General features: G+C 68.5%; 20 protein-coding genes and 5 pseudogenes. 13 read left to right on the forward strand and 12 right to left on the reverse strand.

Going from position 1 to position 22,516, the window contains the following annotated elements; all coding sequences use genetic code 11:
• The first annotated feature begins 44 nt into the window (after positions 1 to 44).
• Entirely contained in the window at positions 45 to 449 is a 405-nt protein-coding gene (locus tag ACZ7IB_RS41880) for a hypothetical protein (protein WP_266910966.1), read from the forward strand.
• Positions 450 to 496: 47 nt separating this feature from the next.
• On the opposite strand, the gene ACZ7IB_RS41885 is transcribed toward ACZ7IB_RS41880, so the two are convergent.
• Positions 497 to 1,027 (reverse strand): transposase, encoded by a 531-nt coding sequence (locus tag ACZ7IB_RS41885; protein ID WP_470920041.1) that lies wholly within the window; start codon positions 1,025 to 1,027, stop codon positions 497 to 499.
• Here ACZ7IB_RS41885 and ACZ7IB_RS41890 point away from each other — a divergent pair.
• Positions 938 to 1,219 (forward strand): annotated as a pseudogene (locus tag ACZ7IB_RS41890) (nuclear transport factor 2 family protein); the annotation flags it as partial. The gene ACZ7IB_RS41885 and the pseudogene ACZ7IB_RS41890 sit on opposite strands and share 90 nt — an antisense overlap.
• Positions 1,212 to 1,355: pseudogene (locus ACZ7IB_RS41895) on the forward strand (ester cyclase); the annotation flags it as partial. The pseudogenes ACZ7IB_RS41890 and ACZ7IB_RS41895, both read left to right, overlap by 8 nt.
• Positions 1,356 to 1,719: 364 nt before the next feature.
• On the opposite strand, the gene ACZ7IB_RS41900 reads toward ACZ7IB_RS41895, so the two are convergent.
• The 3 genes from ACZ7IB_RS41900 to ACZ7IB_RS41910 form a co-directional block, all read right to left on the reverse strand.
• Positions 1,720 to 2,322, reverse strand: a complete 603-nt coding sequence (locus ACZ7IB_RS41900; protein ID WP_470920043.1) for a GNAT family N-acetyltransferase — start codon at positions 2,320 to 2,322, stop codon at positions 1,720 to 1,722.
• A 64-nt stretch (positions 2,323 to 2,386) separates the two neighbouring features.
• Positions 2,387 to 2,593: a hypothetical protein gene (locus tag ACZ7IB_RS41905; protein WP_470920044.1), complete on the reverse strand. Its 207-nt coding sequence runs from the start codon at positions 2,591 to 2,593 to the stop codon at positions 2,387 to 2,389.
• Between the two features lie 51 nt (positions 2,594 to 2,644).
• Positions 2,645 to 2,803 carry a DUF6207 family protein gene (locus tag ACZ7IB_RS41910; RefSeq protein WP_470920093.1) on the reverse strand — a complete coding sequence of 53 codons (159 nt, stop codon included), beginning with the start codon at positions 2,801 to 2,803 and terminating at the stop codon, positions 2,645 to 2,647.
• A gap of 279 nt (positions 2,804 to 3,082) precedes the next feature.
• Between ACZ7IB_RS41910 and ACZ7IB_RS41915 the strand changes: the two genes are divergently transcribed.
• Positions 3,083 to 3,913: a hypothetical protein gene (locus tag ACZ7IB_RS41915; protein ID WP_470920046.1), complete on the forward strand. Its 831-nt coding sequence runs from the start codon at positions 3,083 to 3,085 to the stop codon at positions 3,911 to 3,913.
• A gap of 248 nt (positions 3,914 to 4,161) precedes the next feature.
• Here ACZ7IB_RS41915 and ACZ7IB_RS41920 read toward each other — a convergent pair whose 3' ends face one another.
• Complete coding sequence (locus ACZ7IB_RS41920) at positions 4,162 to 5,478, reverse strand: sensor histidine kinase (protein WP_470920048.1); 1,317 nt, start codon at positions 5,476 to 5,478, stop codon at positions 4,162 to 4,164.
• Positions 5,475 to 6,149, reverse strand: a complete 675-nt coding sequence (locus tag ACZ7IB_RS41925; RefSeq protein ID WP_470920049.1) for a winged helix-turn-helix domain-containing protein — start codon at positions 6,147 to 6,149, stop codon at positions 5,475 to 5,477. Before ACZ7IB_RS41925 ends, ACZ7IB_RS41920 begins: the two co-directional genes overlap by 4 nt.
• 285 nt (positions 6,150 to 6,434) lie before the next feature.
• Here ACZ7IB_RS41925 and ACZ7IB_RS41930 point away from each other — a divergent pair, with 285 nt between their 5' ends.
• Together ACZ7IB_RS41930 and ACZ7IB_RS41935 are read left to right on the forward strand one after the other, a co-directional pair.
• Positions 6,435 to 8,393: a glycoside hydrolase family 9 protein gene (locus ACZ7IB_RS41930; RefSeq protein ID WP_470920051.1), complete on the forward strand. Its 1,959-nt coding sequence runs from the start codon at positions 6,435 to 6,437 to the stop codon at positions 8,391 to 8,393.
• A gap of 27 nt (positions 8,394 to 8,420) precedes the next feature.
• Positions 8,421 to 8,693, forward strand: coding sequence for a hypothetical protein (locus ACZ7IB_RS41935; RefSeq protein ID WP_470920053.1), 273 nt, complete (start codon positions 8,421 to 8,423; stop codon positions 8,691 to 8,693).
• A gap of 213 nt (positions 8,694 to 8,906) precedes the next feature.
• Here ACZ7IB_RS41935 and ACZ7IB_RS41940 read toward each other — a convergent pair.
• A pseudogene (locus ACZ7IB_RS41940) lies at positions 8,907 to 9,110 on the reverse strand (IS6 family transposase); the annotation flags it as partial.
• Positions 9,111 to 9,560: 450 nt separating this feature from the next.
• Here ACZ7IB_RS41940 and ACZ7IB_RS41945 point away from each other — a divergent pair.
• Together ACZ7IB_RS41945 and ACZ7IB_RS41950 are read left to right on the forward strand one after the other, a co-directional pair.
• Positions 9,561 to 10,538: a DUF6083 domain-containing protein gene (locus tag ACZ7IB_RS41945; protein WP_470920095.1), complete on the forward strand. Its 978-nt coding sequence runs from the start codon at positions 9,561 to 9,563 to the stop codon at positions 10,536 to 10,538.
• Between the two features lie 36 nt (positions 10,539 to 10,574).
• Positions 10,575 to 10,919 (forward strand): hypothetical protein, encoded by a 345-nt coding sequence (locus tag ACZ7IB_RS41950; RefSeq protein ID WP_470920054.1) that lies wholly within the window; start codon positions 10,575 to 10,577, stop codon positions 10,917 to 10,919.
• Positions 10,920 to 11,117: 198 nt separating this feature from the next.
• Here the strand turns inward: ACZ7IB_RS41950 and ACZ7IB_RS41955 are convergent, their stop codons facing one another.
• Positions 11,118 to 11,297, reverse strand: a complete 180-nt coding sequence (locus ACZ7IB_RS41955) for a hypothetical protein (RefSeq protein WP_470920056.1) — start codon at positions 11,295 to 11,297, stop codon at positions 11,118 to 11,120.
• Here ACZ7IB_RS41955 and ACZ7IB_RS41960 point away from each other — a divergent pair.
• The 3 genes and pseudogenes from ACZ7IB_RS41960 to ACZ7IB_RS41970 form a co-directional block, all read left to right on the forward strand.
• Positions 11,287 to 11,460 (forward strand): DUF6192 family protein, encoded by a 174-nt coding sequence (locus ACZ7IB_RS41960; protein WP_470920058.1) that lies wholly within the window; start codon positions 11,287 to 11,289, stop codon positions 11,458 to 11,460. The genes ACZ7IB_RS41955 and ACZ7IB_RS41960 overlap by 11 nt on opposite strands.
• A 139-nt stretch (positions 11,461 to 11,599) precedes the next feature.
• Complete coding sequence (locus tag ACZ7IB_RS41965) at positions 11,600 to 12,268, forward strand: DUF4232 domain-containing protein (protein WP_470920059.1); 669 nt, start codon at positions 11,600 to 11,602, stop codon at positions 12,266 to 12,268.
• Between the two features lie 830 nt (positions 12,269 to 13,098).
• Positions 13,099 to 13,340, forward strand: a pseudogene (locus tag ACZ7IB_RS41970) (IS5/IS1182 family transposase); the annotation flags it as partial.
• On the opposite strand, the pseudogene ACZ7IB_RS41975 reads toward ACZ7IB_RS41970, so the two are convergent.
• Positions 13,341 to 14,147, reverse strand: a pseudogene (locus ACZ7IB_RS41975) (aldo/keto reductase); the annotation flags it as partial. It lies immediately after the preceding pseudogene.
• Between the two features lie 559 nt (positions 14,148 to 14,706).
• On the opposite strand from ACZ7IB_RS41975, the gene ACZ7IB_RS41980 reads away from it, so the two are divergent.
• On the forward strand, positions 14,707 to 16,758 hold the full coding sequence (locus ACZ7IB_RS41980) for a phosphocholine-specific phospholipase C (protein WP_470920060.1): 2,052 nt from the start codon (positions 14,707 to 14,709) through the stop codon (positions 16,756 to 16,758).
• Positions 16,759 to 16,884: 126 nt separating this feature from the next.
• Here ACZ7IB_RS41980 and ACZ7IB_RS41985 read toward each other — a convergent pair whose 3' ends face one another.
• Entirely contained in the window at positions 16,885 to 18,219 is a 1,335-nt protein-coding gene (locus tag ACZ7IB_RS41985; protein ID WP_470920061.1) for a GH1 family beta-glucosidase, read from the reverse strand.
• Between the two features lie 61 nt (positions 18,220 to 18,280).
• On the opposite strand from ACZ7IB_RS41985, the gene ACZ7IB_RS41990 reads away from it, so the two are divergent.
• Positions 18,281 to 18,904 carry a TetR/AcrR family transcriptional regulator gene (locus ACZ7IB_RS41990; protein ID WP_266751471.1) on the forward strand — a complete coding sequence of 208 codons (624 nt, stop codon included), beginning with the start codon at positions 18,281 to 18,283 and terminating at the stop codon, positions 18,902 to 18,904.
• Positions 18,905 to 18,910: 6 nt separating this feature from the next.
• Here the strand turns inward: ACZ7IB_RS41990 and ACZ7IB_RS41995 are convergent, their stop codons facing one another.
• Positions 18,911 to 20,209: an MFS transporter gene (locus tag ACZ7IB_RS41995; RefSeq protein ID WP_470920063.1), complete on the reverse strand. Its 1,299-nt coding sequence runs from the start codon at positions 20,207 to 20,209 to the stop codon at positions 18,911 to 18,913.
• Positions 20,206 to 22,266 carry an alpha-galactosidase gene (locus ACZ7IB_RS42000; protein WP_470920065.1) on the reverse strand — a complete coding sequence of 687 codons (2,061 nt, stop codon included), beginning with the start codon at positions 22,264 to 22,266 and terminating at the stop codon, positions 20,206 to 20,208. Before ACZ7IB_RS42000 ends, ACZ7IB_RS41995 begins: the two co-directional genes overlap by 4 nt.
• Between the last annotated feature and the right edge of the window lie 250 nt (positions 22,267 to 22,516).

Consider the following 22,516-nt stretch of genomic DNA (forward strand, 5'->3'; position numbering starts at 1 on the left):
ACCACCCCTACCCCCACATGGCGTGACGACGTGGAGCTGGCCGCGTGAACGTCTGCGAACTCCTGCGACTGCTGCAGACCGAACACGATGAGACCGCCGCACGAGCCGACAACCTGCGCGAGCAGATCGAGCGGCTCACCACCGCCCTCGCCGAGACCGAAGCCCGCCTGGCCGAGCTCACCGCCACCCGCAAGGTCATCGACGGCCTCACCCCACCCGACCACGAACCGGCCCCCGCGCAGACCACCACCGCCACCGTCTACCAGCGCATCGTGACCGCGTTCAACGAGCACCCCGGCAAGGTGTTCCGCGTCCACGATCTGCACGAGCACCTCGGCCTGCCCACCGACGAGCCCTCGATCAACGTCACCCGCTCCCGCCTGGGACGACTCGCCCGTCAGGGATTCCTCGAGCAACCCGGACGCGGCCGCTACCAGAAACGGACTTAACGCCCTCTAACGTGCCAACCAGCGACAGACCGACACTGTCGCGCAAGCTACTGAAACAAGATCATTTTGCGGAGTAGTTCGAATCCGGCTCGGCCGTAGAGCTGCCGCTTGATCTTCTTGATGCGGTTGACGGCGCCCTCGATGCTGCCGGAGCTCCAGTCGAGAGTGAGCCCGGCGGTCACGGCGTCGAGGTCTCGGAGCAAGTGGAGTGCGAAGCCTGTGACACCGGGCAGCTGGCTAGCGTCGACTGCGTCGATCCAGGTGGGGAGTGTGGAGCCAAGGCGGTCGGTGAGTATCTCGCCAAAATCGCGGACGTGTCCGGCCGCCTTGTCCAGTTCGGGGCAGCGGGCCAGGACCTCCTTCAGGCCGGCCCGGTCTTCCTCGGTCATGGTCGTGGGGTGACGGGTGATCCAGCCGGGGCCCGCCGGGCCGCCACGGAACGCCGAACCACAGTCGGCCCGCCGGCCCAACACCCCTGAGGGGCAAGCATGTCCACAGAGACCCACACGAACCTGGTACGCCACTTCTACGAAGCCCTCGAAGGTGAGGACTACGCGGCGGTGACCGGCATGTTCCATGAGGACTTCATCTTCTACAACCAGCTCGACACGCCCCGCCCGGGTGCCGACGGGTTCATCGCCGCGGAGAAGGAGCACATCGACGCCTTCAAGGGGAGCCGCCTGACGGTCGAGCGCACCGTGGCCGAAGGCGACCGGGTCGGCGCCTTCGTCGTGGTCAAGGGAGACCAGAGGCGGCGAGTTCTGGGGAGTACCTCCGGCAGGCGCACACGTGCGCTTCTCGATGTTCAACCTCTTCACCTTCAAGGACGGGAAGATCATCGAGAAGCGCGCCCACTACAACCTCCTCGACACCATCGAGCAGCTCAGGGCCGGATCCAGCGCGTAACAGCCGTCGCACGACCCGTGGCTGCACCGTCGCGGCATTGCCGACTGCCTCCGGACCGACGGGGCTGGCCGCCGTCCGGACACCAACGCCTTCTGGCAGACCGAGGTCAAAGACGCTGGCTACGGGGCCATGCGGCTGGTGGTGGCGGCGCCGTCGGCCTGTTCTCCCGAAGCTGCCGCGAAGTGACAAGTAGCTCTCTGTAGCAGATGAGACGCATGGAAAACGCGCGCGACGTGCTCACCGAGGACGAGGTCAACGACTTCTTCGACGACGATGAGCGGGCCGCAGGTGGGGACGACGAGTCGTACGAGTGAACCCGATGACCGGGTTCCGGGGACGCTGGCGCCGCGGTGGCCCCGAAGTCCTAGCGGGGGTCCTTGTGCATGCACCACGTGCGGGGGCCGTTGTCGGGGAGCAAGACCTCGGCTGTGACCTTGAAGCCGAGGCGCTCGTAGAACTTCACGTTTCGTTCGCTGGAGGTCTCCAGGAAAGCCGGGCACCCAGCGCGTGCAGCCGCCTCAATGCCGGGAACTAGCACCGCGCTGCCAAGGCCCTGCCCCTGCGCTTCAGGGGTGACTCCCACCGTGTTGAGGAACCACGCCGGCTCTTGCGGCCGGTACGGAGCGGTGGCCTGCTCCGCGGACTCGTAGGCAGCCGTCCGGTCACCGGTGAGGTGGCCAAGCAGCGGGCCGACCTCGGCAAAGGCGGGCGAGGGATCCCGGTCAGGGGTGGCCCAGACCGCGACAGCGCGGCCCCTGCCGGCAACCCACACGCGGCCGTACACCATCCCGACGCGGGTCAAGCAGAGCTCCTGGAAGCGTCGGATCCGGTCCTCGTGGTCGTCTGCGTCGACCACGTGCCGGGTGTAGGGGTAGTCAGCGAAGGCCCGGGCGAGAGTCTCGACAGCGGTAGGGATGTCGGCGTCGGTGATGGGACGTGCGGCAGGGGTGTCTGGGCGGTGCGGCATGCCGATTGAACGATCTTGCCGGAAGGCGAGTTCCCAGGAGTATCACGCTGAGCTATCTGTCACCTCACGGCCTGAGCGCGGAGTGCCGCAGTCGGTGCAGGGTCCAGCCGCCCAGGTCCTCGATGTCCTCGGGGGAGGCGAGCGGGTTGGCCAGGAGCCGGATGTTCTCCTTGATGATTTTCTCCGCCCGGCGGTACGAGAGCTGGGCCCGGTCCGTCTCTGGGCACAGGTCGAGCGTCGGTGTCCTGGCCGGGGCCTTGCGGCCGGTCACGTCACGCTGTGCTCGCGCTCAAGCTCCCGCATCGACAGGTCGCCGCCATGGTCACGCAGGATCGCTGCGATCGGCCTCAACGACTGTTGTCCCAGAGGAGCCTGGCCTTCTGATGTCCGCGAAGACGCGGGCCTCCACCCCCGGCGACCCGGGCTCGCGCCGTACGGGCGTGATGCCGGAGGTGGCCCACCACCGCTCCAGACCAGCCATCACTGCTTGGGCGGTTGCCTCATCGGCGGCGGTGATGTCCAGGACCACTAGCTAGGCCGGGCTCGCTGACGTGCTGCGCGTCGATCCGTTCCATGCCTCATCCTGACGCGGTCGTTGTCCTCACCGGTTCGCCAGCGCCGCGCATCCCACCCGTACGAGCAGCGGAGGCTTGCCCGGCACCTCGTCCACGATCCAGCGCGCTGAAGCTGGCAGAACCCCCACGGTGAGCCACCCTGGCTGCGATCATCGTGTAGCGCCGCCTGACCCGGACGAGGAACGATGGCCAACTTCAGCTACGGACACGCTTACAACCTGAACATACGCGCGCAGCAGCACGTGAACTTCAACCTGGGGTGGGACGTTCACCGCCTCAGCCTCTCCTTCGAGGTCACCGCCCACGGCGAGTACACCGTAGACGCGCCGTTCCTCATCAGCGGCAACCTCTGGGCCTTCGACGTGCCGGGGCCAGCCAGCTGGACCGGCACCCTGCACGCCAGCTCCCCCATCGGCCTCAAGCCGTTCGGGACGATGCTCACCTTGGAGACGACCGTCACCGAGGCGCAGCTGCGCGGCCTGGAGAAGGCAAGGGCCGGCGCGGACCTGAACCTGACCGCCGACCTGACCGTCACCGGCTTGGCCGAGGTGAAGCACTGGCCGGCCGCCACCGCGCAGGAGCCCGTGCGTATCCCGCACGCGACCTGGAGCGACGCGATCACCCAGCTCGATGCCGGGGCCTTCGTCGACGTCCTCGTCCCCCTCACCGAGGTGGAGACCCGCGCGACTGCGGCCCGCCGGATCCGGGATGCGAAGACGGCCATCCGGGGCGGCCGGTACGAGCACGCCGTGACCCTCGCCCGCCAGGCCATCGACCCCGTACGAGCGGCGTGCGACACCCAGAAGGTCAACGAGAGGGCGTTGAAGAAGAAGGCGCAGGAACGAGACCAGGAGGAGCGCTGGGCGATGCTTACCCAGAGCGCGTACACGCTTTTTAGCGGCGCCCCGCACGACGACTCGGGAACGACCGCAGACTTCACCTGGTCCCGCGCCGACGCTGTCGCGGCGGTCGCCACAGCCGCAGGGCTGCTCGCCCGTCTCGAAGACCTCCCGTAGCGGGACAAGTTGCCCGTGTTGCTGTCCCCGACCCCCGCGGACAGGGGCAGCAGTGGGTAGATCCACCGCTCTGCTGCATCAGCAGCGGTACGAAGATGGCGAGCAGCGCGATGCCGATCGTGACGACGGCTCCGAAGACGACTCCGCCCCGGCCGATTGCGCTGGGGATCGGAGCACCGTCCCATCGGCGAGGCCGAAGCCGAGTACGCCGAGGAGCATAGCGAAGACCACAAGGACGATCACCGCCATCATGATCTGAAGGAACTGGCTGCGGAACCTGCGCAAGCACAGTCCGGCCGGCCCGGTGTTCCTCCGCTTCGGCGCGGTAGCAGCAGCTCTGCCAGGAGGCCCCCGCCGGGTGTTTGGGACAGCTGGGCGCTGCCTCCGTGGAGTTGGGCCACCCAACGGACGATGGCCAGGCCGGTTCCGGTGCCCGTGCTGGCAGTGCCGGTGACGTGGCGTTCGAAGACCCGGGCGCGGTCCTTCGCGCGCACGCCCGGGCCGTGGTCCCGTACGCAGACCCGGTCGGCGGCGACCTTCACCTCGATCGGGGTGCCACCGCCGTGCCGCAGTGCGTTCTCCACCAGGTTGCGGACAGCCTGGGCCAGCAGTTCGGGATCTCCGTCGACGACGGTGGGCTCGGTGCTCACCGTGACGCCGCTTCGGTCGGGCAACTCCTCGACGGTCTGCTCGACCAGCTGGTCGAGCCGTAGGGGAATCAGTTCGATCTCCTGGGTACCGGCCTCAACCCGGGCCCGAGCCAGCAGCCCGGTGACCAGCCGGCCCAGCCGGTCCACCAGCCGGACCGCTTCGTCGAGGGCTGCGGGCGCCCGGCCCGTGGAGGTGCTGCCGGCCTCCACCGCCAGACGCAGAGTGGCCAGCGGGGTTCGTAGTTCGTGGGCCGCCTCCGTGAGGAACTGCTCCTGCTGTTCGAGTCCTCGCAACGCGGGCCGCGTCGCGCGCCCACTCAGCAGATGGCCGACCACCGCCGCCACCAGCACCAGGGCCGCGCATCCCAGGGCCAGCCGGCGGACCAACCGGGTGTGGTCCGTCCGGCTCTGCGTGGGGTCCGCCCCCACCAGCACCGTGGCACGAATGGTGTCGTTGTCCCAGACCGGGGTGGCGGCCCATTGGTACTCCTGCCCGCTCACGCTCCGCGCGGTGTAGAGCACTGTCTCTTGGTCGTGCTGGACCTCTTTCCAGATCTCGTCGAGATCGTCCCGGCCGGGCAGGGAGGCGGGGGAGGTGTTGGCGTGGCGGATTCGCGGTCGGGCGGCTGGGGGCGCCTGGAGGATACCGAAGACGTCGGCGCCGTGAGCGAGCTCGTCATCCTGCAGTGGTTCAAGGTGAAGGACGCCGCCCGCGTCGTAGAACACGGCGCGGGCCAGTCCGTCGGCTCGGCGGCTGACGTCGTTGTCAAGATTGCTGGTGCGCGAGTGGGTGTCGGTGCGAACGGCGATGGTGGCGAGTACCAGCAAGCAAACCGCGGTGGCCGCGGCGAAGAGCAGGGTCATCGCCCACCGGGCGCGGTGCAGCCGGGCGGCGGCGGGGGTGCGCGACCTCACTGGCATGTGTCCGGGTCGGCGATCCGGTAACCGATGCCGCGCACTGTCGCTATCACCTCGGGCGGGCCCAGCCGGCGACGGAGCTGGCTTATCAGCACATCGACCACGTTGGAGAGCGGTTCGCTCATCTCGTCCCAGCAGCGTTCGATGAGTTCAGTGCGCGTGACCACCTCGCCGGCGCGCAGCAGCAGGACTTCCAGGACCGCGAACTCCTTCGCGGTCAGGGTCAGCAGGACGCCGGCCCTGAGGACCCGGCGACGCGGCACATCCAGCTCCACATCGCCGACCCGCAACACGGGCAGTCGGGCAGGCTGACCGCGGCGGCACAGGCTGCGCACCCGTGCGGTGAGTTCGGCGGAGGCGAAAGGTTTGACGAGGTAGTCGTCGGCGCCATGCTCGAACCCGGCCACTCGGTCGCTGACTGCGTCCAGGGCGGTCAGCAGCAACACTGGCAGCATGGAACCGGCTTTGCGTTGGGCAGCGAGCAGGGTCAGGGCGTCACCGTCAGGCAGCATACGGTCCGCGACGAGGCAGTCGTAGCTGTTGACGGCGAGCTTGAAGTCGGCGTCGGCGAGATTGACGGCGAAGTCGACAGCGAAGCCGGCCTCACGCAGTCCCGCCGCGATCGCCGGGCCGAGTTCGGGGTCGTCCTCCAGGACCAGTATGCGCATCGTCGGTGAGCGTAGTGCAACTGCTACGGGTGTCGGGGCGGTCGAGATAACTGTGATCGCTCGTACCAGACCTTCGGGCTCACACTTCGAGATCAGCCGGTTGCGCTCTGCACCAGCTGCCGCCATGAACGAGCAGCTCTTTGCCTGCCAAGGAGAGCAACACCGAACGCTGAGACCGCTGACCGACTCGGCCTCGTAGTGTCCACCGTCAGGGCCTATGGGATCCGCCTGAGTGCGGGCGGTCGCCTCATGATCTCCTCATGAACACGGTGCCACTGTGCGGACATGTCAAAGATACGTACTCGCATGGTCGGCATCACCGCTGCCGGTGTCGCCACGGCCGTCCTCGCCGTCTACTGCGTTCAGTCTTCGCAAGGAGCCACACCCGCAGCCGGATCGCCCGGCGCAGTCGTGCGCGTCGACCAGGTCGGCTACACACCCGGCGAGGCCAAGCATGCCTACCTGATGACCTCCGCTTCCGTGTCCAGCACTTCCTTCCGAGTGCGGGACGCTTCCGGCAAGGAAGTCCTGACCGGAAGGACTGGTCCCTCGACCGGAGGATGGAACAACACCTATCACTCCGTTCACACCCTGGACCTGTCCCGCCTGACCACGCCCGGCACCTACCGGGTCGAAGTGTCCGGCCCGGTTACCGTGGCCTCGCCGCCGTTTCGTGTGGCGCCCGCCGACGAACTGTTCGGCAAGCTGATCCAGGACAATGTCCGCTTCTTTCAGGCGCAGCGCGACGGAGCCGATGTCGACTCCACAGTGTTGAAGCGCAAGCCCTCGCACCTGGCAGACCGTGAGTCAACGGTGCACGACACCCCTGCCTACGACAGCGAAGAGAAGCAACTGCTCGCTCCGCTCAAGCCCGTCGGCGGTCCGGTCGACGTCTCCGGTGGCTGGTCCGACGCTGGTGACTTCCTCAAGTTCACGCACACCGCGTCCTATTCCACCACGAGCCTGCTGCTGGCCCAGCGCACTACCTCGGCGGGCGGGGAAAAGCTGGCAGCCGAGGCCCGCCATGGGCTGGACTGGCTCGACAAGATGTGGGACGACAGCTCCCGCACCCTCTACGTCCAGGTCGGGCTGGGCAAGGGCGACACCGAGGACGGCAGCGGCAAGATCCGCTCCGACCACGACGTATGGCGGCTGCCGGAGGCCGATGATGCACTCCAGGTGGAACCCGGTGACCCGGACTACACGATCAAGCACCGCCCCGTCTTCCGCGCGGCTCCACCCGGCGAGCCGATCAGCCCCAACCTCGCCGGGCGCGTCGCCGCAGCCTTCGCCCTGGCCGCACAATTGGACGCCGCCGACCATCCGGACCGCGCCCGCGAGGAGTTGGAAAAGGCGTCGCACATCTACGCACTCGCCGACACCACCCCCCACGGTGAACTGGTCACCGCCTTCCCCCACGGTTTCTACCCAGAGGATTCCTGGCAGGACGACATGGAATTCGGGGCAACCGAGCTGGCCCTGGCCGGACAAGCCCTGGACGACAGCCGAGCGGACCAATGGATCCAGCAGGCCGGCCACTGGGCCAAGGAGTACCTCGGCTCGGACAACCTCGGCACTCTGGGCCTGGGCGACGTCAGCGCCCTCGCGCACGCAGACCTCGCCAAGCTACTTGGATCGGGCACGTCCAGTACTGAGGTGAGCCGCGACGAACTTGTCGCCGACCTCAAGCGACAGCTGAACGACGGCAGCATCCGCGCACACCGCGACCCCTTCCGCGCCGGCGCTGTCTATACCGACTTCGACTCCGTACCCCACTCATTTGGCCTGTCCGCCACCGCCCAGCTCTATCACCGCGTCACCGGCGACTCCCGTTATGACGCCTTCGCCACCCAGCAGCGCAACTGGACGCTAGGCGCCAACGCCTGGGGATCTTCCTTCGTCATCGGGGCGGGGACCACCTTCCCACACTGCCCCGAGCACCAGGCAGCCAACCTCGCCGGCAGCCTCACCGGCGAAGGCGACATCCTCACCGGCGGCGTCGTCAACGGCCCCAACGCGGCAGCCAAGCTCAAGGACCTCAACTCCTTCCCGACCATGCGCAAATGCCCGACCACTCAGGGCAATCCCTTCGCCCCCTTCGACGGTCACGGCAGCGGCTACATGGACCACGTGGGCGCTTGGCAGACTGCCGAATCCGCTGACGACTTCACCGCCACCGCTCTGCTCTCCTTCACCCTCTCCACTACGCCCAAGGACACCGAGAACAAGGCCGACCAACTGTAGACCAAGCACACTCTGCCCGGACTGCGCATGTCACCCGTACAGGGCGACAACCACGAAACCGGCCTCGCACCCCTCATCCGCGAAGCTGCGGACCGCCAAACCGAAGCCCTCCGCCACCACCGCGAACCCGAGACCGCCGTCACGGAGGCGGCGGCCCAGTCCGAAATCCTTCAGGCCCAGGACCGCCGTACCGAGCCGGCCGCCGGGTCGTTGGAGGACAGCATTCGAGCCGTCCTCGCCTACAAGCGTCGGGGAGCCCCCGCATCGGCGCCCGTGCCCTGGCTCTCCAGGGCGTCATGACCACCCAGGGAGCCAGCGTGAAGGCCCGCACGGATTACTCATCCGTGCGGGCTTTCACGCTGCTGTCGTCCCCAGGCGCGGGTCCGGCCTGCGGCTCAGCGAGCGGCTGTCACGCGGAGGCTGGCTGCGGCACTTCGAGGGGCACTGTCACGTTGTTGGGTGGGTGTCTGACGGCGTGACAGGGTGTGGTGCGGTCGGGTTCCGGCTGTGTGCTCAGGGTGTGGTGGGCAGGCCGGTGGCGCCGGTGATCTGCTCCCAGGTGGTGAAGCGGACGGTCATTTCGGCACGGTAGTCGGGTGCGGCCATGAGGTGGCGGCGGGGTCGGAAGCGGGGTGAGATGCCGCTGAACGCGGACAGGAAGCGTTGTGCTCCGCCGGCGGAGCGGAAGCCTTTCATCGCGCGTTCACGCTGTCTGGTGAGGTTCCCCCGCAGCTCGGGGGAACCTCAAGCTGCTGACGGCCAGCGCGCTGACGCCGTTCGTGTCCCGGACCCGCCTCGGGGAAAGGCCGCACACTGAGCACTTGGACACCTGGCTCGCCGCGCGGGCAGGCACACCTCACGGACCACTGCTGCTGGTTGAGGAACCTTCGCCCAGCAGCCCCTCTGTACGGGCCTGGCGCCTGACCAGCCTTGGACCGGCGGCCCCGTAATGCCTGCCGGACATCTTCCTAGCTGACGGCCTCCCCTGCCTGGAGCACGCTCGACCGCCGGCCTCACGACGGGAGGAACGAGCTCCCTGGGGGACCGGGGCACTGACCCCCGAGTGCCGCGCTGGCAGGCCCTCACCGGCCGTGTCCTGCGTCAGAAGAACGTCGTTCTGTAACTGACGCAGCACAACAGGCCAGCCGGGAATGGGGCCCCATGTCGATGCACCTTCACCGTTCCAACCGGACGAAAGTCCTTCGGAGGGCTGCCGCATCCCTGTGCAAGTACTGCGGCACCCCCGTCGAGTGGTTCGAACGGCATGACGGGTTGCGTATTCCTCTGACCTGCGAGTTTCCCACCCGCCGTATTCCGGTGAAGATGCGCTGGCACATTCACCGCGGAGTGGCCTATCCAGGCACCGATGCCTCCAGCGGTGACTGCCGGATCCCTCACCCCGCAGTCTGCCCAGCGGCCGACCACCCCGATCTCCCTTCTGACCTGCAGGACGTCGTCCGCCGTCTTGCGGTACGGATGCGCACCGCCATCGAGAGCGGCGAGTTCGTCCCGTTCGTCGAGACCGTCACAGAGGAGGAAGTCGAAAGCCCCGGCCCCGAACAGGTCCAGCAGATCCGCCACGTGATCGACTGTCACGGCTCGCTCCGGATCGGACCCTGCGCCATCGAGGACCTGCAGTGCATCGCCCACGACGCCCTCACTGAGCAGCGCTGCGAGAACGGAATCTGTGACCTGAGCGAGGGACGCTGGGAACTGACCGGTATCGATCAGGAACAGGCCACTGGCAGGCTGGGGCAGCAAGTTCTCGAGCTCACTGGCGGAAAGATCTGGGTCTGGCACCTCGCCGACTTCAACGTCGTACGCCGCTGGTGGGCCCAGCGCTGCCACGATCACTTCAACGCGGACGACCCCGATCACGTCGCCAACGAATTCGTACCCTTCCACCCCCTGCGTCACGACGCCCACGTACTGACCGAGCGGCCTACCGGCTACGACCTGCAGAGCAACGGTGAGAAGCGCGTCTTCATCCACGACGGGCCGGAGCAACGCACAAAATGCGCGAGCCCGTCCTGCTCGAACGCTACAGTCCTCTCCCCCCAAGAAGGGTGGCTGTGCTGGCAGTGCGAGGAGCTTCAGCGTCGCCGCCAACGCATCCACCAACGCCGGAGCCGAGTCCGTGACTAGGCCGCCGGCGGATCACGGCGTCGTAGGCTCCAGGACATGCACAGCACCCTGACGGAGCACGCGCGGTGTCTCTACGGAGACGAGTACCGGCCCACGTCGGAGTGCGACCAGGAACACCGGGAGCACTACTTCGTTGAGGAGCTGACCTTCGCGGACGCGGATGCGATCCTCGCGATGCTGCGTGAGCTCAGTCCGCACGTGGTCGACGGCCAGTTGCCGGTCTGGGTCCGCAATCTGGCCTTTCGGCTGGTGTTGTTGCAACGGCCGGACGAGCCGGCGCTGATGCGCGAGGCTGCCGAGAACCTGTGGCTTCATGGACGGGACTGGGACGGCATCGCGGCAAACCTAAAAAGGCGGGCCGATGCCCTGGAGGCTGGCTGATCATGGCTTGAGTCAGAGACGATCGAGGCCACGGTGACAACAGTCCCGTGGAAGACATAGGCGCGCTTCACGCGGTGAAGGCGGGGGAGCCGCTCACGGCCCTGTCGCTGGAACCCGAGCTGTACACGGGTACCGGCATCACTCCGCTGAACCCCGCCTGACCCCGTACCCCGGGCGAGGCGCGCGGCGGGTACCGGTTCAGTCCAGACGGTCGTATGCGCCCGGCTCCCAGTCGGCGAACAGCGTCAGTGCCTCCGCAGTCTCGGTACGTTCCGGCGCTGCGGAGGTGGCCGGCCACCAGTTCCCGCTGGCCAACGCGGCGAAGTCGTAATGGTCGGTGGACGATGCCAACCGGAGGGTCGGCCGCGTGGTGGGCACACCTGTCTCGCTGCAGGAGAAGATCTCGGCGATCCACGCACTCGCGCAGGCCGACGAGGTCGTGGCCGAGATGTCCGGTGATCTGATGCGGCGACCGGCGGTGGCGAGCAAGTTCACCTCGGAGGATAAGGCCCGAGTGGTCGAACTCGGGCCAGGCTGGTGACCGTACGGCGACGCCTTGGCGGACCGTGAGGTCGATACGCCTGTGACAGAACGAAGACGTCGCGGAGGACCGCCTGTAACTCGGTGCGAGATACAAATACTTCCGACCGCATGCACCGCGCTACTCCTGGGGGAACACCGTGAAGTACACCCGCATCACTTCTCTCGCCGCCATCGGCGTCGCCGCCACCCTCTCGCTCACCGCCTGTGGCAGCGACAGCTCCGGGAAGGACTCGTCCTCCAAGAGCTCCTCGTCCTCGTCTTCTTCGTCCTCGGACGGTGGCTCGAAGTCGGAGGGTGGCTCGGGCTCCGGCGGCTCGGAGGCCGGCAACGCGAAGTCGGGCTCCGGTGAGGACACCGAGGCAGAGGCAGCCGCAAACGGCGCGACGAAGACCGGCGGCAAGGTCACGTTCTGCAAGACGGAGGACCTGGCCATCGACGCCAGGGACGCCGCGCCCGACGAGGACTCCGGCAGGATCGACATCACCATGATCAACCGGGGTTCGACCACCTGCTCGGCGACGGGCTTCGCGGGCGTCGACATCAAGGACGCCGACAACACCTCGAACCCCATCGAGCGCGGCCACGCCCAGCCGCGTGTCACCACCCTGAAGCCCGGCGACGCCGCTGTCTTCAACCTCGCCTACGACATCGACAACACCGGCGACAGCCTCGCGTCCCCGACCAACATCCTGGTGACGCCCCCGAACGAGACCCACACCGTGAGCCTGAAGTGGCCCGCGGGCGCGGGGGAGATCAAGGGCGCCTACACCGACGTTGAGGTCTACCCCACACACACGACCAACTAGGGGTGGTGCCCGCGGGCTGCTCCTGGCGGCGGGCCTGCTGAGAGATCACCGGCCCGGACTGCGCGGCAGGTGCCGCGCCGCGGTACGCGGCGGCCGCCGCCCGCTTCAGCGCCGCGCACCGTGCCGCCGCACGGCCGTCTCGGGTGGATCCGGGTATCGCGGCAGCGGTGGAGCGGCAGACCGCCGCGATGCGGGAGCTGTCCCGCCGCGCGTTCCCCGAGCCCGACGTCGTCGCGGACGATGCGCCGGCCCCGATAGAGGCGCTCCGTGCACAGCGGCGCCGCCAGGCCGCGGCGACCGAGGCCGCCGCGCTGCGCCGGGCCCGAGCGCACCAGTACCGCCAGGGTCGTCCCGCCGTTGCAACGGGCCGTGTGACTCGCGAAGCAGCAAGGTCTGCGCTCGGGCGGGCGCGCCGTCCAGGGAATCGACTCACCTTGCGCGCTGAACCGGGCTCCTGCTGGGTCGTCATCTGCCGCCTCGTACGGCGCTTTCTGCTCCTTCGTCTGTCCGTTGATGTTCGCCGGAGTCGTCGTTGGTGGTTCTGCGCCTGATGTGGGTCCCGCCTCCTTCACGACGGCGGGGTTTGTCCCCGAAGCTGATCGAGGACGCGGCCGCGACCAGAATTCCGACTTGCTCAGCGAAGTCGGGCCCGGGCAGAGGCAGATCGACGTCTGGCTCATCGTGGACGTACCCGACCGCGACGGCTGTGGGGAGGTACTGAGCCTCTTCCAACCTGACGGGTGGTTGGGTCGGCGTCCCGGTGGCGGGCATGAAGAAAGCTCCTGGTAAACGGGTTCACGACCAAGATCACCAGTCCGCCAGGAGCTCTCGTGCTTGTCTACCCGTCTGCCATCGATACGTCCAGCCGTACCCTGCAGCGTCTTGCCGGTCTGCTCGCGGGTCACCGGCGCCGGATCGGCTCCCGCTGGCGCCGCCTCACCTGTGGCCGGCAGGCCCTGCTCGTCCTCGCGCACCTGCGCTGCGGTGACACCACACGGTCCGCAGGAAGGCGTACGTGATCCTCGACGGCACGCTCCTGCCGATCGACCGCATCGCCGCCGACCGCCCGTACGGTGCCCGGTATCGCCAGGACGTGCGGGCCCTGGTGCAAGGTCCAGGCCAGCCGGACCTGCGCGACGGTCACGCCGTGCGCGCGGGCGACGGCGCACACCACCTCGCTGTCACGGGCAGCCGGACCCGCCTCGCGCCCGGAGCCGGCGATCGCGAAGAACGGGACGGAGGCGATGCCGAGGTCACCGCAGCGCCTCAGGAGGGCACGGTCCTCGTTCGACGCACCGATCCCGTAAGGGTTCTGCACGCAGACGACCGGGGCGATGGCCAGGGCTTCGTCCAGTTGCTCGGACGTGACGTTGGAGATGCCGAGGTGACGGATCAGCCCGGCATCGCGCAGTTCGGCCAGCGCGCCGAAGTGCTCGCCGATCGAGCCGGTCCGCCGACTCGGTGGCAGGCGCAGGTTCACCACGTCCAGGTGATCGCGGCCGAGTTGGCGCAGGTTCTCCTCGACCTGGCCGCGCAACTGTGCCGGTGTGGCCCACCACCACGCGCCCGAGGGATCGCGGCCCGGCCAGACCTTGGTAGTGATGACCAGATCCTCAAGGTATGGCGCCAGCGCCCGGTTGATCAGCTCGTTGGCGGAGCGCGTCGCCGAGAAGTAGAACGCGGCGGTGTCGATGTGGTTCACGCCGAGCTCGACCGCCCGCCGTAGCACGCCGATCGACCGCTCGCGGTCGCGCGGCACGCCGCTGTCGAAGGGCGTGGCACCGGTCAGGCGCATCGCGCCGAACCCGACGCGATGAACGGTCAGGTCACCGAGCTGCCAAGTACTCGTGGATGCCGCGGTGTTCGTTCCAGGATTCATGACATGGATCTCCTCTTGCAGGCCGGGAACGCAGATCGGATGGGTGGCGCGGCGCATTCGGGTCACTCGGCGAGTGAGTTCCGTCGAAGCGCGGCCACCATTGCCGGGGCACACTGGACCCGGGCACAAAAAAGCCTCCCCGGCGGATCAGAGTCCGCACCGGGAAGGCTCACGTGATAGCCAGCGTTTTAGCAGGGTAGCCAGGGCATTCACGAGCAGGTCATGGGTTGCCGACTACCAGTGTTCCTTCGCAGCCGGCCGGGCGATAGCAGCGTTCCGACGGATTCAGTGGAGTCCCACGCTGTCGTTAGGTGGGAGGTTCGGGGTGGCGAGGACGTTCCCGATGCGCTTGCACGGAGCGCAAGCCGATCCGAGGGCAGTGGAACGGGACTTGTGACACGACGTGCGGCGACGGGCTGACGTCCCGCACACCATGCGCCCACATTTTGCGCGACCGTCACCTCAGCCCACTTTCCTCAAGCCCGGGTCCTCTTGAATACTCCGTCTGCCCCTCTTCGTGGACGGACATCACCGAAGCAACAGGAGGATCCCCACAGCCATGACCGAAATCAATCGGCGTCGCTTCCTTCAAATCGCCGGAGCCACCACGGGGTTCGCCGCCCTGTCCGGCTCCATTGACCGCGCCGCAGCCATCCCCGCGGCGCGCCGCAGTGGAACCGTCCAGGACATCGAACACATCGTCGTCCTCATGCAGGAGAACCGTTCCTTCGATCACTACTTCGGGTCGCTGAAGGGTGTCCGGGGCTTCGGTGACCCCCGCCCGGTGACACTGCCCAGTGGCAAACCGGTATGGCACCAGACAAGTGGCGGCAAGGAAACCCTGCCCTACCACCCGGACGCCGACGACCTGGGCATGCAGTTCATCGCAGGCCTCGACCACGACTGGGCCGGCGGCCACAGCGCGTTCAACAACGGCAAGTACGACAACTGGATCCCCGCCAAAGGCGCCGGCACCATGGCGTACCTGACACGGGACGACATCCCGTTCCATTACGCCCTCGCCGACAGATTCACCATCTGCGACGACTACCACTGCTCGTTCATCGGTGCGACCGACCCGAACCGCTACTACATGCTCTCCGGACACGTCGGCAACGACGGCACCGGCGGCGGCCCGGTCCTCGGCAACCAGGAGGCCGGCTACGGCTGGACGACGTACGCCGAGCGCCTTGAGAAGGCAGGTATCTCCTGGAAGGTGTACCAGGACATCGGCGACGGCCTCGACGCGGCCGGCGGCTGGGGCTGGATCAACGACGCATACCGCGGCAACTACGGCGACAACTCCCTGCTGTATTTCAACAACTACCGCAATGCCAAGCCCGGCGACCCCCTGTACGAAAAGGCCCGCACCGGCACGAACGCCAAGGCGGGAGACGGATACTTCGACATCCTCAAAGCCGACGTCAAGGCCGCCAGGCTGCCGCAGATCTCCTGGATCGCCGCCCCCGAAGCGTTCTCCGAACACCCCAACTGGCCAGCGAATTACGGCGCTTGGTACATCTCGCACGTCCTTGACGCACTCACCTCGAACCCCGACGTATGGAGCAGGACCGCCCTGTTCATCACATACGACGAGAACGACGGCTACTTCGACCACGTCGTGCCGCCCTACCCGCCGGCCTCCGCCGGTCAAGGCCTGTCCACCGTCGACACCGCACTCGACCACTACAAGGGCAGTATCGGATACGCCGCAGGCCCCTACGGCCTCGGACAGCGCGTCCCGATGATCGTTGTCTCGCCGTGGTCCACCGGCGGATACGTCTGCTCCGAGACCTTCGACCACACCTCGATCCTGCGCTTCATGGAGAACCGGTTCGGAGTGAAGGAGCCCAACATCTCGCCATGGCGGCGCGCCATCTGCGGTGACCTCACATCCGCCTTCGACTTCTCCCTCAAGGTCACGGACCCGGCTGACCTGCCGGACACCGCGGGCTACGCCCCGCCGGACCGCGACCGCCACGACAGCTACGTACCGAGGCCACCCGCCCAGGGCACCCTGCCCCGGCAAGAGGCCGGGGCGCGGCCGAGCCGCCCGCTCTCCTACGCTCCCTACGTCGACGGGGCCGCAGACCTCACGACCGGCAAGTACAAGCTGACGTTCAGCGCGGGGGACCAGGCGGGCGCCGCCTTTCAGGTGCGCTCCCAGAAGCGCACCGACGGCCCGTGGACGTACACGGCGGCAGCCGGGAAGCCCGTTTCGGACAGCTGGAACTCGGTGTACTCCAGCGGCAGTTACGACCTCACGGCCCACGGCCCGAACGGCTTCCTGCGCACCTTCAAGGGCAACAACAAAGCCGCCGAGCCGGAGGTGACAGCACGCCACGACGCCGGCAACCTGAAGCTCACCCTGACCAACCCGTCGACCGCCGACGCGCACCTCACCGTGACCAACGCGTACGGCGGCGGGCGCCAAACCTACACGGTCCGCGCCGGCGCCACCGCCGTGCAGAGCATCGACCTGCGCGCCACCAAGCGCTGGTACGACCTGACGGTCGTGGTCGAGGGCAACGCCGGATACCTGCGGCGCCTGGCCGGGCACGTCGAGAACGGTCAGGTCGGCGTGAGTGACCCGGGCATCGCAACCGTGTGAGACCCGTGCCCCTCCGCCCGGTGGACGGAGGGGCACGCACCCGGAGCATGACGAGGCGTCAGCGTGACGTGCCGGAGCTCACCACCCCGCGAGTACGCAATCCGCGACGCGATCCCGGCGGGCGGCTCAACCGCGCTGAGCGCGGATGAGGTCGCGGTACCACGCGAAGGACGCCTTCGGGGTGCGGACCTGGGTGTCGTGGTCGACGTGGACGAGACCGAAGCGCTGGTGGAAGCCCTCGGCCCATTCGAAGTTGTCCATCAGGGTCCAGGTGAAGTAGCCGCGCACGTCCACGCCCTGGGCCACGGCGGTGTCGACGGCCTGGAGGTGGGTGTCCAAGTAGTCGATGCGGTCGAGGTCGAGGACGGTGCCGTCCGCGTTGACGACGTCCTCGGTCGAGCAGCCGTTCTCCGTGATGTAGACCGGCGGGAGTGCCGGGTAGCGCTCCTTGAGGCCGACGAGCAGTTCCCGTAGGCCGTCGGGGACGACGGGCCAGTCGAAGGAGGTGCGGCGGTAGCCCTCGATGGGGGCCTCTTCGAACGGCAGTCCCTCGGACGCCGGCGCCTGGATCCGGGTCGGGTTGTAGTAGTTGATGCCGAGCGCGCTCAAGGGGGCCGAGATCAGTTCGAGATCGCCGTCCCGCACGGAGCCGCCGAGGGTCGTGTCCGCGCCGAAGTCCGACAGGTCCGGGTAGGTTCCCGTGAGGATCGGGTCGTTGAACAGGCGGTTGTGCAGGTTGTCATAGGCTCGCGCGGCGGCGTGGTCGGCGGGGGAGTCCGAAGCGGGCCAGACCGGGGTGCAGTTGTTGGCGATCATCACCTGGAGGCCGCGCGCCCGCAGCTCCCTCAGCGCCAGGCCATGGCCGAGCAGTTGATGGTGGGCGACCGGCAGGCAGTCCAGGAACAGGGTGCGGCCCGGTGCGTGAGTGCCGAGACCGTAGCCCCAGACCATGTGGATGAACGGCTCGTTGAGTGTGATCCACTTCTGGACGCGGTCGCCCAGCCTGTCGGCCATGATGGCGGCGTACTCGGCGAAGCGGTGCGCGGTGTCGCGGTTCAGCCAGCCGCCGCTGTCCTCCAGGCCCTGCGGGAGGTCCCAGTGGAACAGGGTCGGGACAGGTTCGATGCCGCGTGCGAGCAGGCCGTCGACCAGCCGGTCATAGAAGTCCAGACCCCGGGGATTGACCTCGCCTGTGCCGGTCGGCTGGATCCGGGGCCAGGCGATGGAGAAGCGGTAGCCGGTGAGGCCCGCCTCGGCCATCAGCGCGATGTCCTCCTCGTACCGGTGGTAGTGGTCGCAGGCCACGTCACCGGTGTGCCCGTCGCGGATTGTGCCTGGCCGCGCGGTGAAGGTGTCCCATACCGAGGGTCCGCGGCCGTCCTCCTTGGCGGCGCCCTCGATCTGATACGACGCCGTCGAGGCGCCCCAGATGAAGTCCGCGGGGAGATGGTCCAGTGTCACGTCTAACCTCCTGAAACATGAGCAGGGCTCACGTTAACCCGCTCGATGGGATGATGGAAGCGTGAATCAAGATCGCACCGCAGGGACGCTGCGCCGGCTGCCGGTCCAGAAGCGCAGCGCCGAACGCTTCGAACGGCTGCTGGACGCTTGCGCCGAACTCCTGGACGAGGTCGGCTATGCAGGGCTGACCACCAAGGAGGTGGCCCGCAGGGCCGAGGTGCCCATCGGCACCCTTTACCAGTTCTTCTCCGACAGGGAGGGGCTGATCGGTGCGCTCGCCGCCCGCAATCTGGAGTCCTTCCTGGGGCGGGTCGCGGACCGGCTGGAGCAAGAGGAGCCCGAGGGCATCTCGGGCATCGTGGATGTGACCGTCGACGAGTTCGTCACCATGCGCCGGACGATCACCGGTTTCGGCGTGGTCGACTTCGGCGCGGTGGGACAGGACCACATCCTGGAGCCGACCCTGGACAACAACACCGCGGTCGCCGGAAGGCTGCGCTCACTGACCGCCTCCCTGATAGGGGTCCAGGACGACGCCGAATTCGAGATCGCGGTGCGGGTGGCCCTGGAGTGCGCCGACAGCGTGCTGCAACTCGCCTTCCGTATCGATCCGCTGGGCGACGCCCAGCTGATCGCTGAGTGCAAACGAGTCCTCAACAGCTATCTGAACGATCGACGCCGGTGACCGGCCCTAGCGGACGGCCTTGACCTTCCAGACCAATACCGCGCCCAGCGCGGACATGGCCGCCGAGCAGAGGAACAGCGAGCTGTAGCCTCCCAGACCGCCGAGCACGACCGAGGCGATCGGGGGGACGAGGACGTAGGGCAGGGAGGTCATCAGGTTGGCCAGGGCCATGTCCTTGCCGCGGTCGGCCGAGGCGGGGAGCACCTCGGTGACCAGGGCGGTGTCGACGGCCAGGTACACGCCGTAGCCCAGGCCCAGGATGACGGCCGCGACCAGCGTCATGGTCCACGTGGGCGACAGCGCGAGCGGGACCGCGGCGACGGCCATCGTGACGCCGCCGAGGAAGACCAGCATGCGCCGCTTGCCCAGCTTGTCGGAGAGCCAGCCGCTGAGGACGACCGTAGAGATCGTGGCCAGGCAATTGATGCCGATCACGATGAGCAGGCCGTCCTCGGTGGACTGGCCGGGGAACAACTTCTCGTAGTGCAGTACGTCGTCCAGGAAGTACGGCAGGTAGAGCGTGCCCATGCCGTAGCCGAGACCCATGATGAAGCGGGAGCTCATCGCCCAGACGAAGTCGGGGTGCGCGCGCGGGCTGATCCGGTAGCCGTCCAGGAAGGTGCGCAGCGAGAACGGCTCGCGGTGTCGGCGGGGCAGCGGCGGATCTTTCATGGTGGTCGCGAACAGCAGTATCAGGAGCGGCAGTGCGGCCATCAGCAGGTACTGCGAGGCGAAGCCCGTGACCAGACCGATCAGCAGCCCGCCCGCGATCAGGGCGCCCGCCTGCGGGACCATGGCCCAGCCCAGCACGGCGCCGCGCTGGGCGACCGGGACCTGGTCGGGCACCACCGGGGAGAGTCCGGCGCCGATGATCATGAACGAGGCGGACAGCACGAGGGAGCCGAGCGCGACCCCGACGACCGTCGTCTGGAGGCCGGTGAAGACCAGCGTCGCCATGCAGACCAGCGAGCCCACGAGCATCCACGGCCGGCGGCGGCCGAACCGGCTGGTGGTGCGGTCGCTGAGCGCGCCGGCCAGCGGTGCGATGACGATGCCCGAGATCGCGCCCATCATGCTGACCCAGGCGTAACTGCCGACCTTCCCCGCCGGGTCGATCTGGGCGATCTGCTCGGGCATCAGGAACGTGGTGGGCACCTGCATCGGGATGAACACCCCGACGTTGGCCAGGACATACAGGGCGACCCAGCCGGGGCCGACCCGGCGGACGGGCTCGGCGAGGGCCTCGGGGCGCTCGGACAGCCGGCTGCGCTCGGGGTGATCGGGCAGCTCGGGGGCAAGGCTCATCGGGACACTCTCTTGAGGTGGACGAGCTCGCTCGTCCAGTCGAAGGACAGCAGCGGCGGGAGGCCGTGGCTGAGCAGGACGGCGCCCTCGTGGACGGCGCCGGTGGTCTCGTCCCGGTAGCGGGCGTCGGGGTCGAGGCCCTTCAGCCGGGTGCGGGCGACCGAGCGGGTCAGCGCGGACGGCTGGAACTGGAAGACGACGACCTCGTTCTCGGTGAGGTACTGCACGGCGTCGTGCTCCAGGCGGTACTGGACGCCGCCGTGCACCACGGGCCGGATCCGCTTGTACTGCTCGACCAGCATCCGGGCCCAGGCCAGATCCTCCTCGCTCCAGTTCCGCAGGTTGCCGCCGATGCCCATCGCCCCGGCCATCGAGACATGGAAGCGGTACCGGATCGAGGTCGGGCGGGCGGTGAAGCTGTGCGGGCTGTCGGTGACCCAGGCGCCCATGGTCCGGGCGGGCAGCAGCTGGCAGTGGCCGTGCTGGATCGCGACCCGGTCGGCGGCGTCGGTGTTGTCCGACGTCCAGACCTGGTCGGCGCGGGCCAGCACGCCCAGGTCGGCCCGGCCGCCGCCGCCCGCGCACGATTCCAGGTACAGGCCGGGACGGGCGGCGCGCAGCCGGTCCATCACCTCGTAGACCCCGCGCGTGTGCTCGATCCAGACCCGGTCGGGGTCGGCGGCACCGGGCTGCCCCGCCTCGCTGAAGGGCCGGTTCATGTCCCATTTGAGGAAGACCACGTCCAGCTCGGTGACGGTCCTGACCAGCCAGTCGACCGCCCATTCCCGGACGTCGCGGCGGGCGAAGTTCAGCACGTGCTGGTGGCGGCGCCGGGTGCGGGTACGGCCGTCCTGGCACAGGATCCAGTCGGGGTGCGCACGGAAGAGGTCGCTGTCGGGGTTGACCGCCTCGGGCTCGACCCACAGGCCGAAGCCCATGCCCAGTGCGCGGACGTGGTCGGCGAGCGGGCCCAGGCCGTTCGGGAAGCGGTCGGGGTTGGGCCACCAGTCGCCGAGCCCGGCCATGTCGCTGGTGCGCGCGCCGAACCAGGCGTCGTCCACGACGAAGACCTCGACGCCGAGACCCGCGGCCAGGTCGGCCAGGTCGGTCTGCTGCTTCTCGCTGATGTCGAACTCGGTCGCCTCCCACGAGTTGAAGATCAACGGGCGTTCGGCAGGGCGGGCGGGCAGCACCTCACGTTCGATGTAGGCGTGCCAGCGGCGGCTGGTGCCGCCGAAGCCGTCGGGGGCATACAGCCCGGTGAAGACGGGGGTCTCCAGACGCTCGCCGGAGGCCAGCTTCCAGACCAGGCCCTCGTGGCCGAACCCGCCCGTCCAGGAGGCGCGGCCGTAGGAGTCGCGGCGCAGGGTGATCCGGCGGTTGCCGCTCCAGGCCAGGGCCGCGCTCCAGACCTCGCCGTGCTCCTCGGCGGCGTCCTGCGCGTCGAGCATCAGCCACGGCCCGGCGTGCTGTCCCGTGATGCCGAGGCGGCTGGTGAACACGGTCTCCCCGACGGGCACCCGGTCGCGCTGGAGCTGGAACTCCCGGCCCCATTCCCCCACCACATGGCTGACGCGGTAGTCGTCGCGGACGGGCAGCGTCCAGGCGGCGGAGTCGAACCGCAGGACGTCCACCGGCTCGTCCGCGGTGAGGACGGCCCAGCGCTCGATCTGGTCATGGCCGTCCCGGAGCCGGTAGTGCAGGTCGAGACCGAGGGAGCGGACACGGTCGGTGAAGGAGAGCGTGAGCAGGCCGTCCTCGACCGTGTGCGAGAGGAACCGCCACTCGAAGCCGCGGACACCGTCGTCGAACCGGACGGTCAGCGACGGCGCCCCGAACCGCAGGCCGCCCTCGACCACGTACTCCTCACCCCCGGGGTCGTCGCCGCCGGGGTCCTCGTCGGGCAGGTCGGCCGCGATCACGACGGCCTGCTCCAGGGTCAGCGGCCGGCCCCAGTGCACATGCCGGGGGGTGTCGTCGGCGTCCAGCCGGAAGGCGTAGGAGGTGCCAGGGGTGCTCAGGAGCCAGAGGCGGGCTTCGGAGTGGTGTGTGATCACGCAAATCCTCAAACGTGAGTAGGGCTCATGTTTGGTCATACGTTAGGCATGCGAGCCCGCGACGCCAAGCCCCCTGACGGTGGCTGTCGAAATTCGCGGCAGGTGGTTCCCCGCGCTCTGCGCGGACCGGGCGGCGAACGCGCCGGAAAGTCAGCCGGGGGGGGGGGGGGGGGGGGGGGGGGGGGGGGGGGGGGGGGAGGGGGTGGGGGGGGGGCAGGGGGGGGGGGGGGGGGGGGGGGGGGGAGAGAAG

The sequence above is a fragment of the Streptomyces sp. NPDC037301 genome (genome assembly GCF_055602785.1).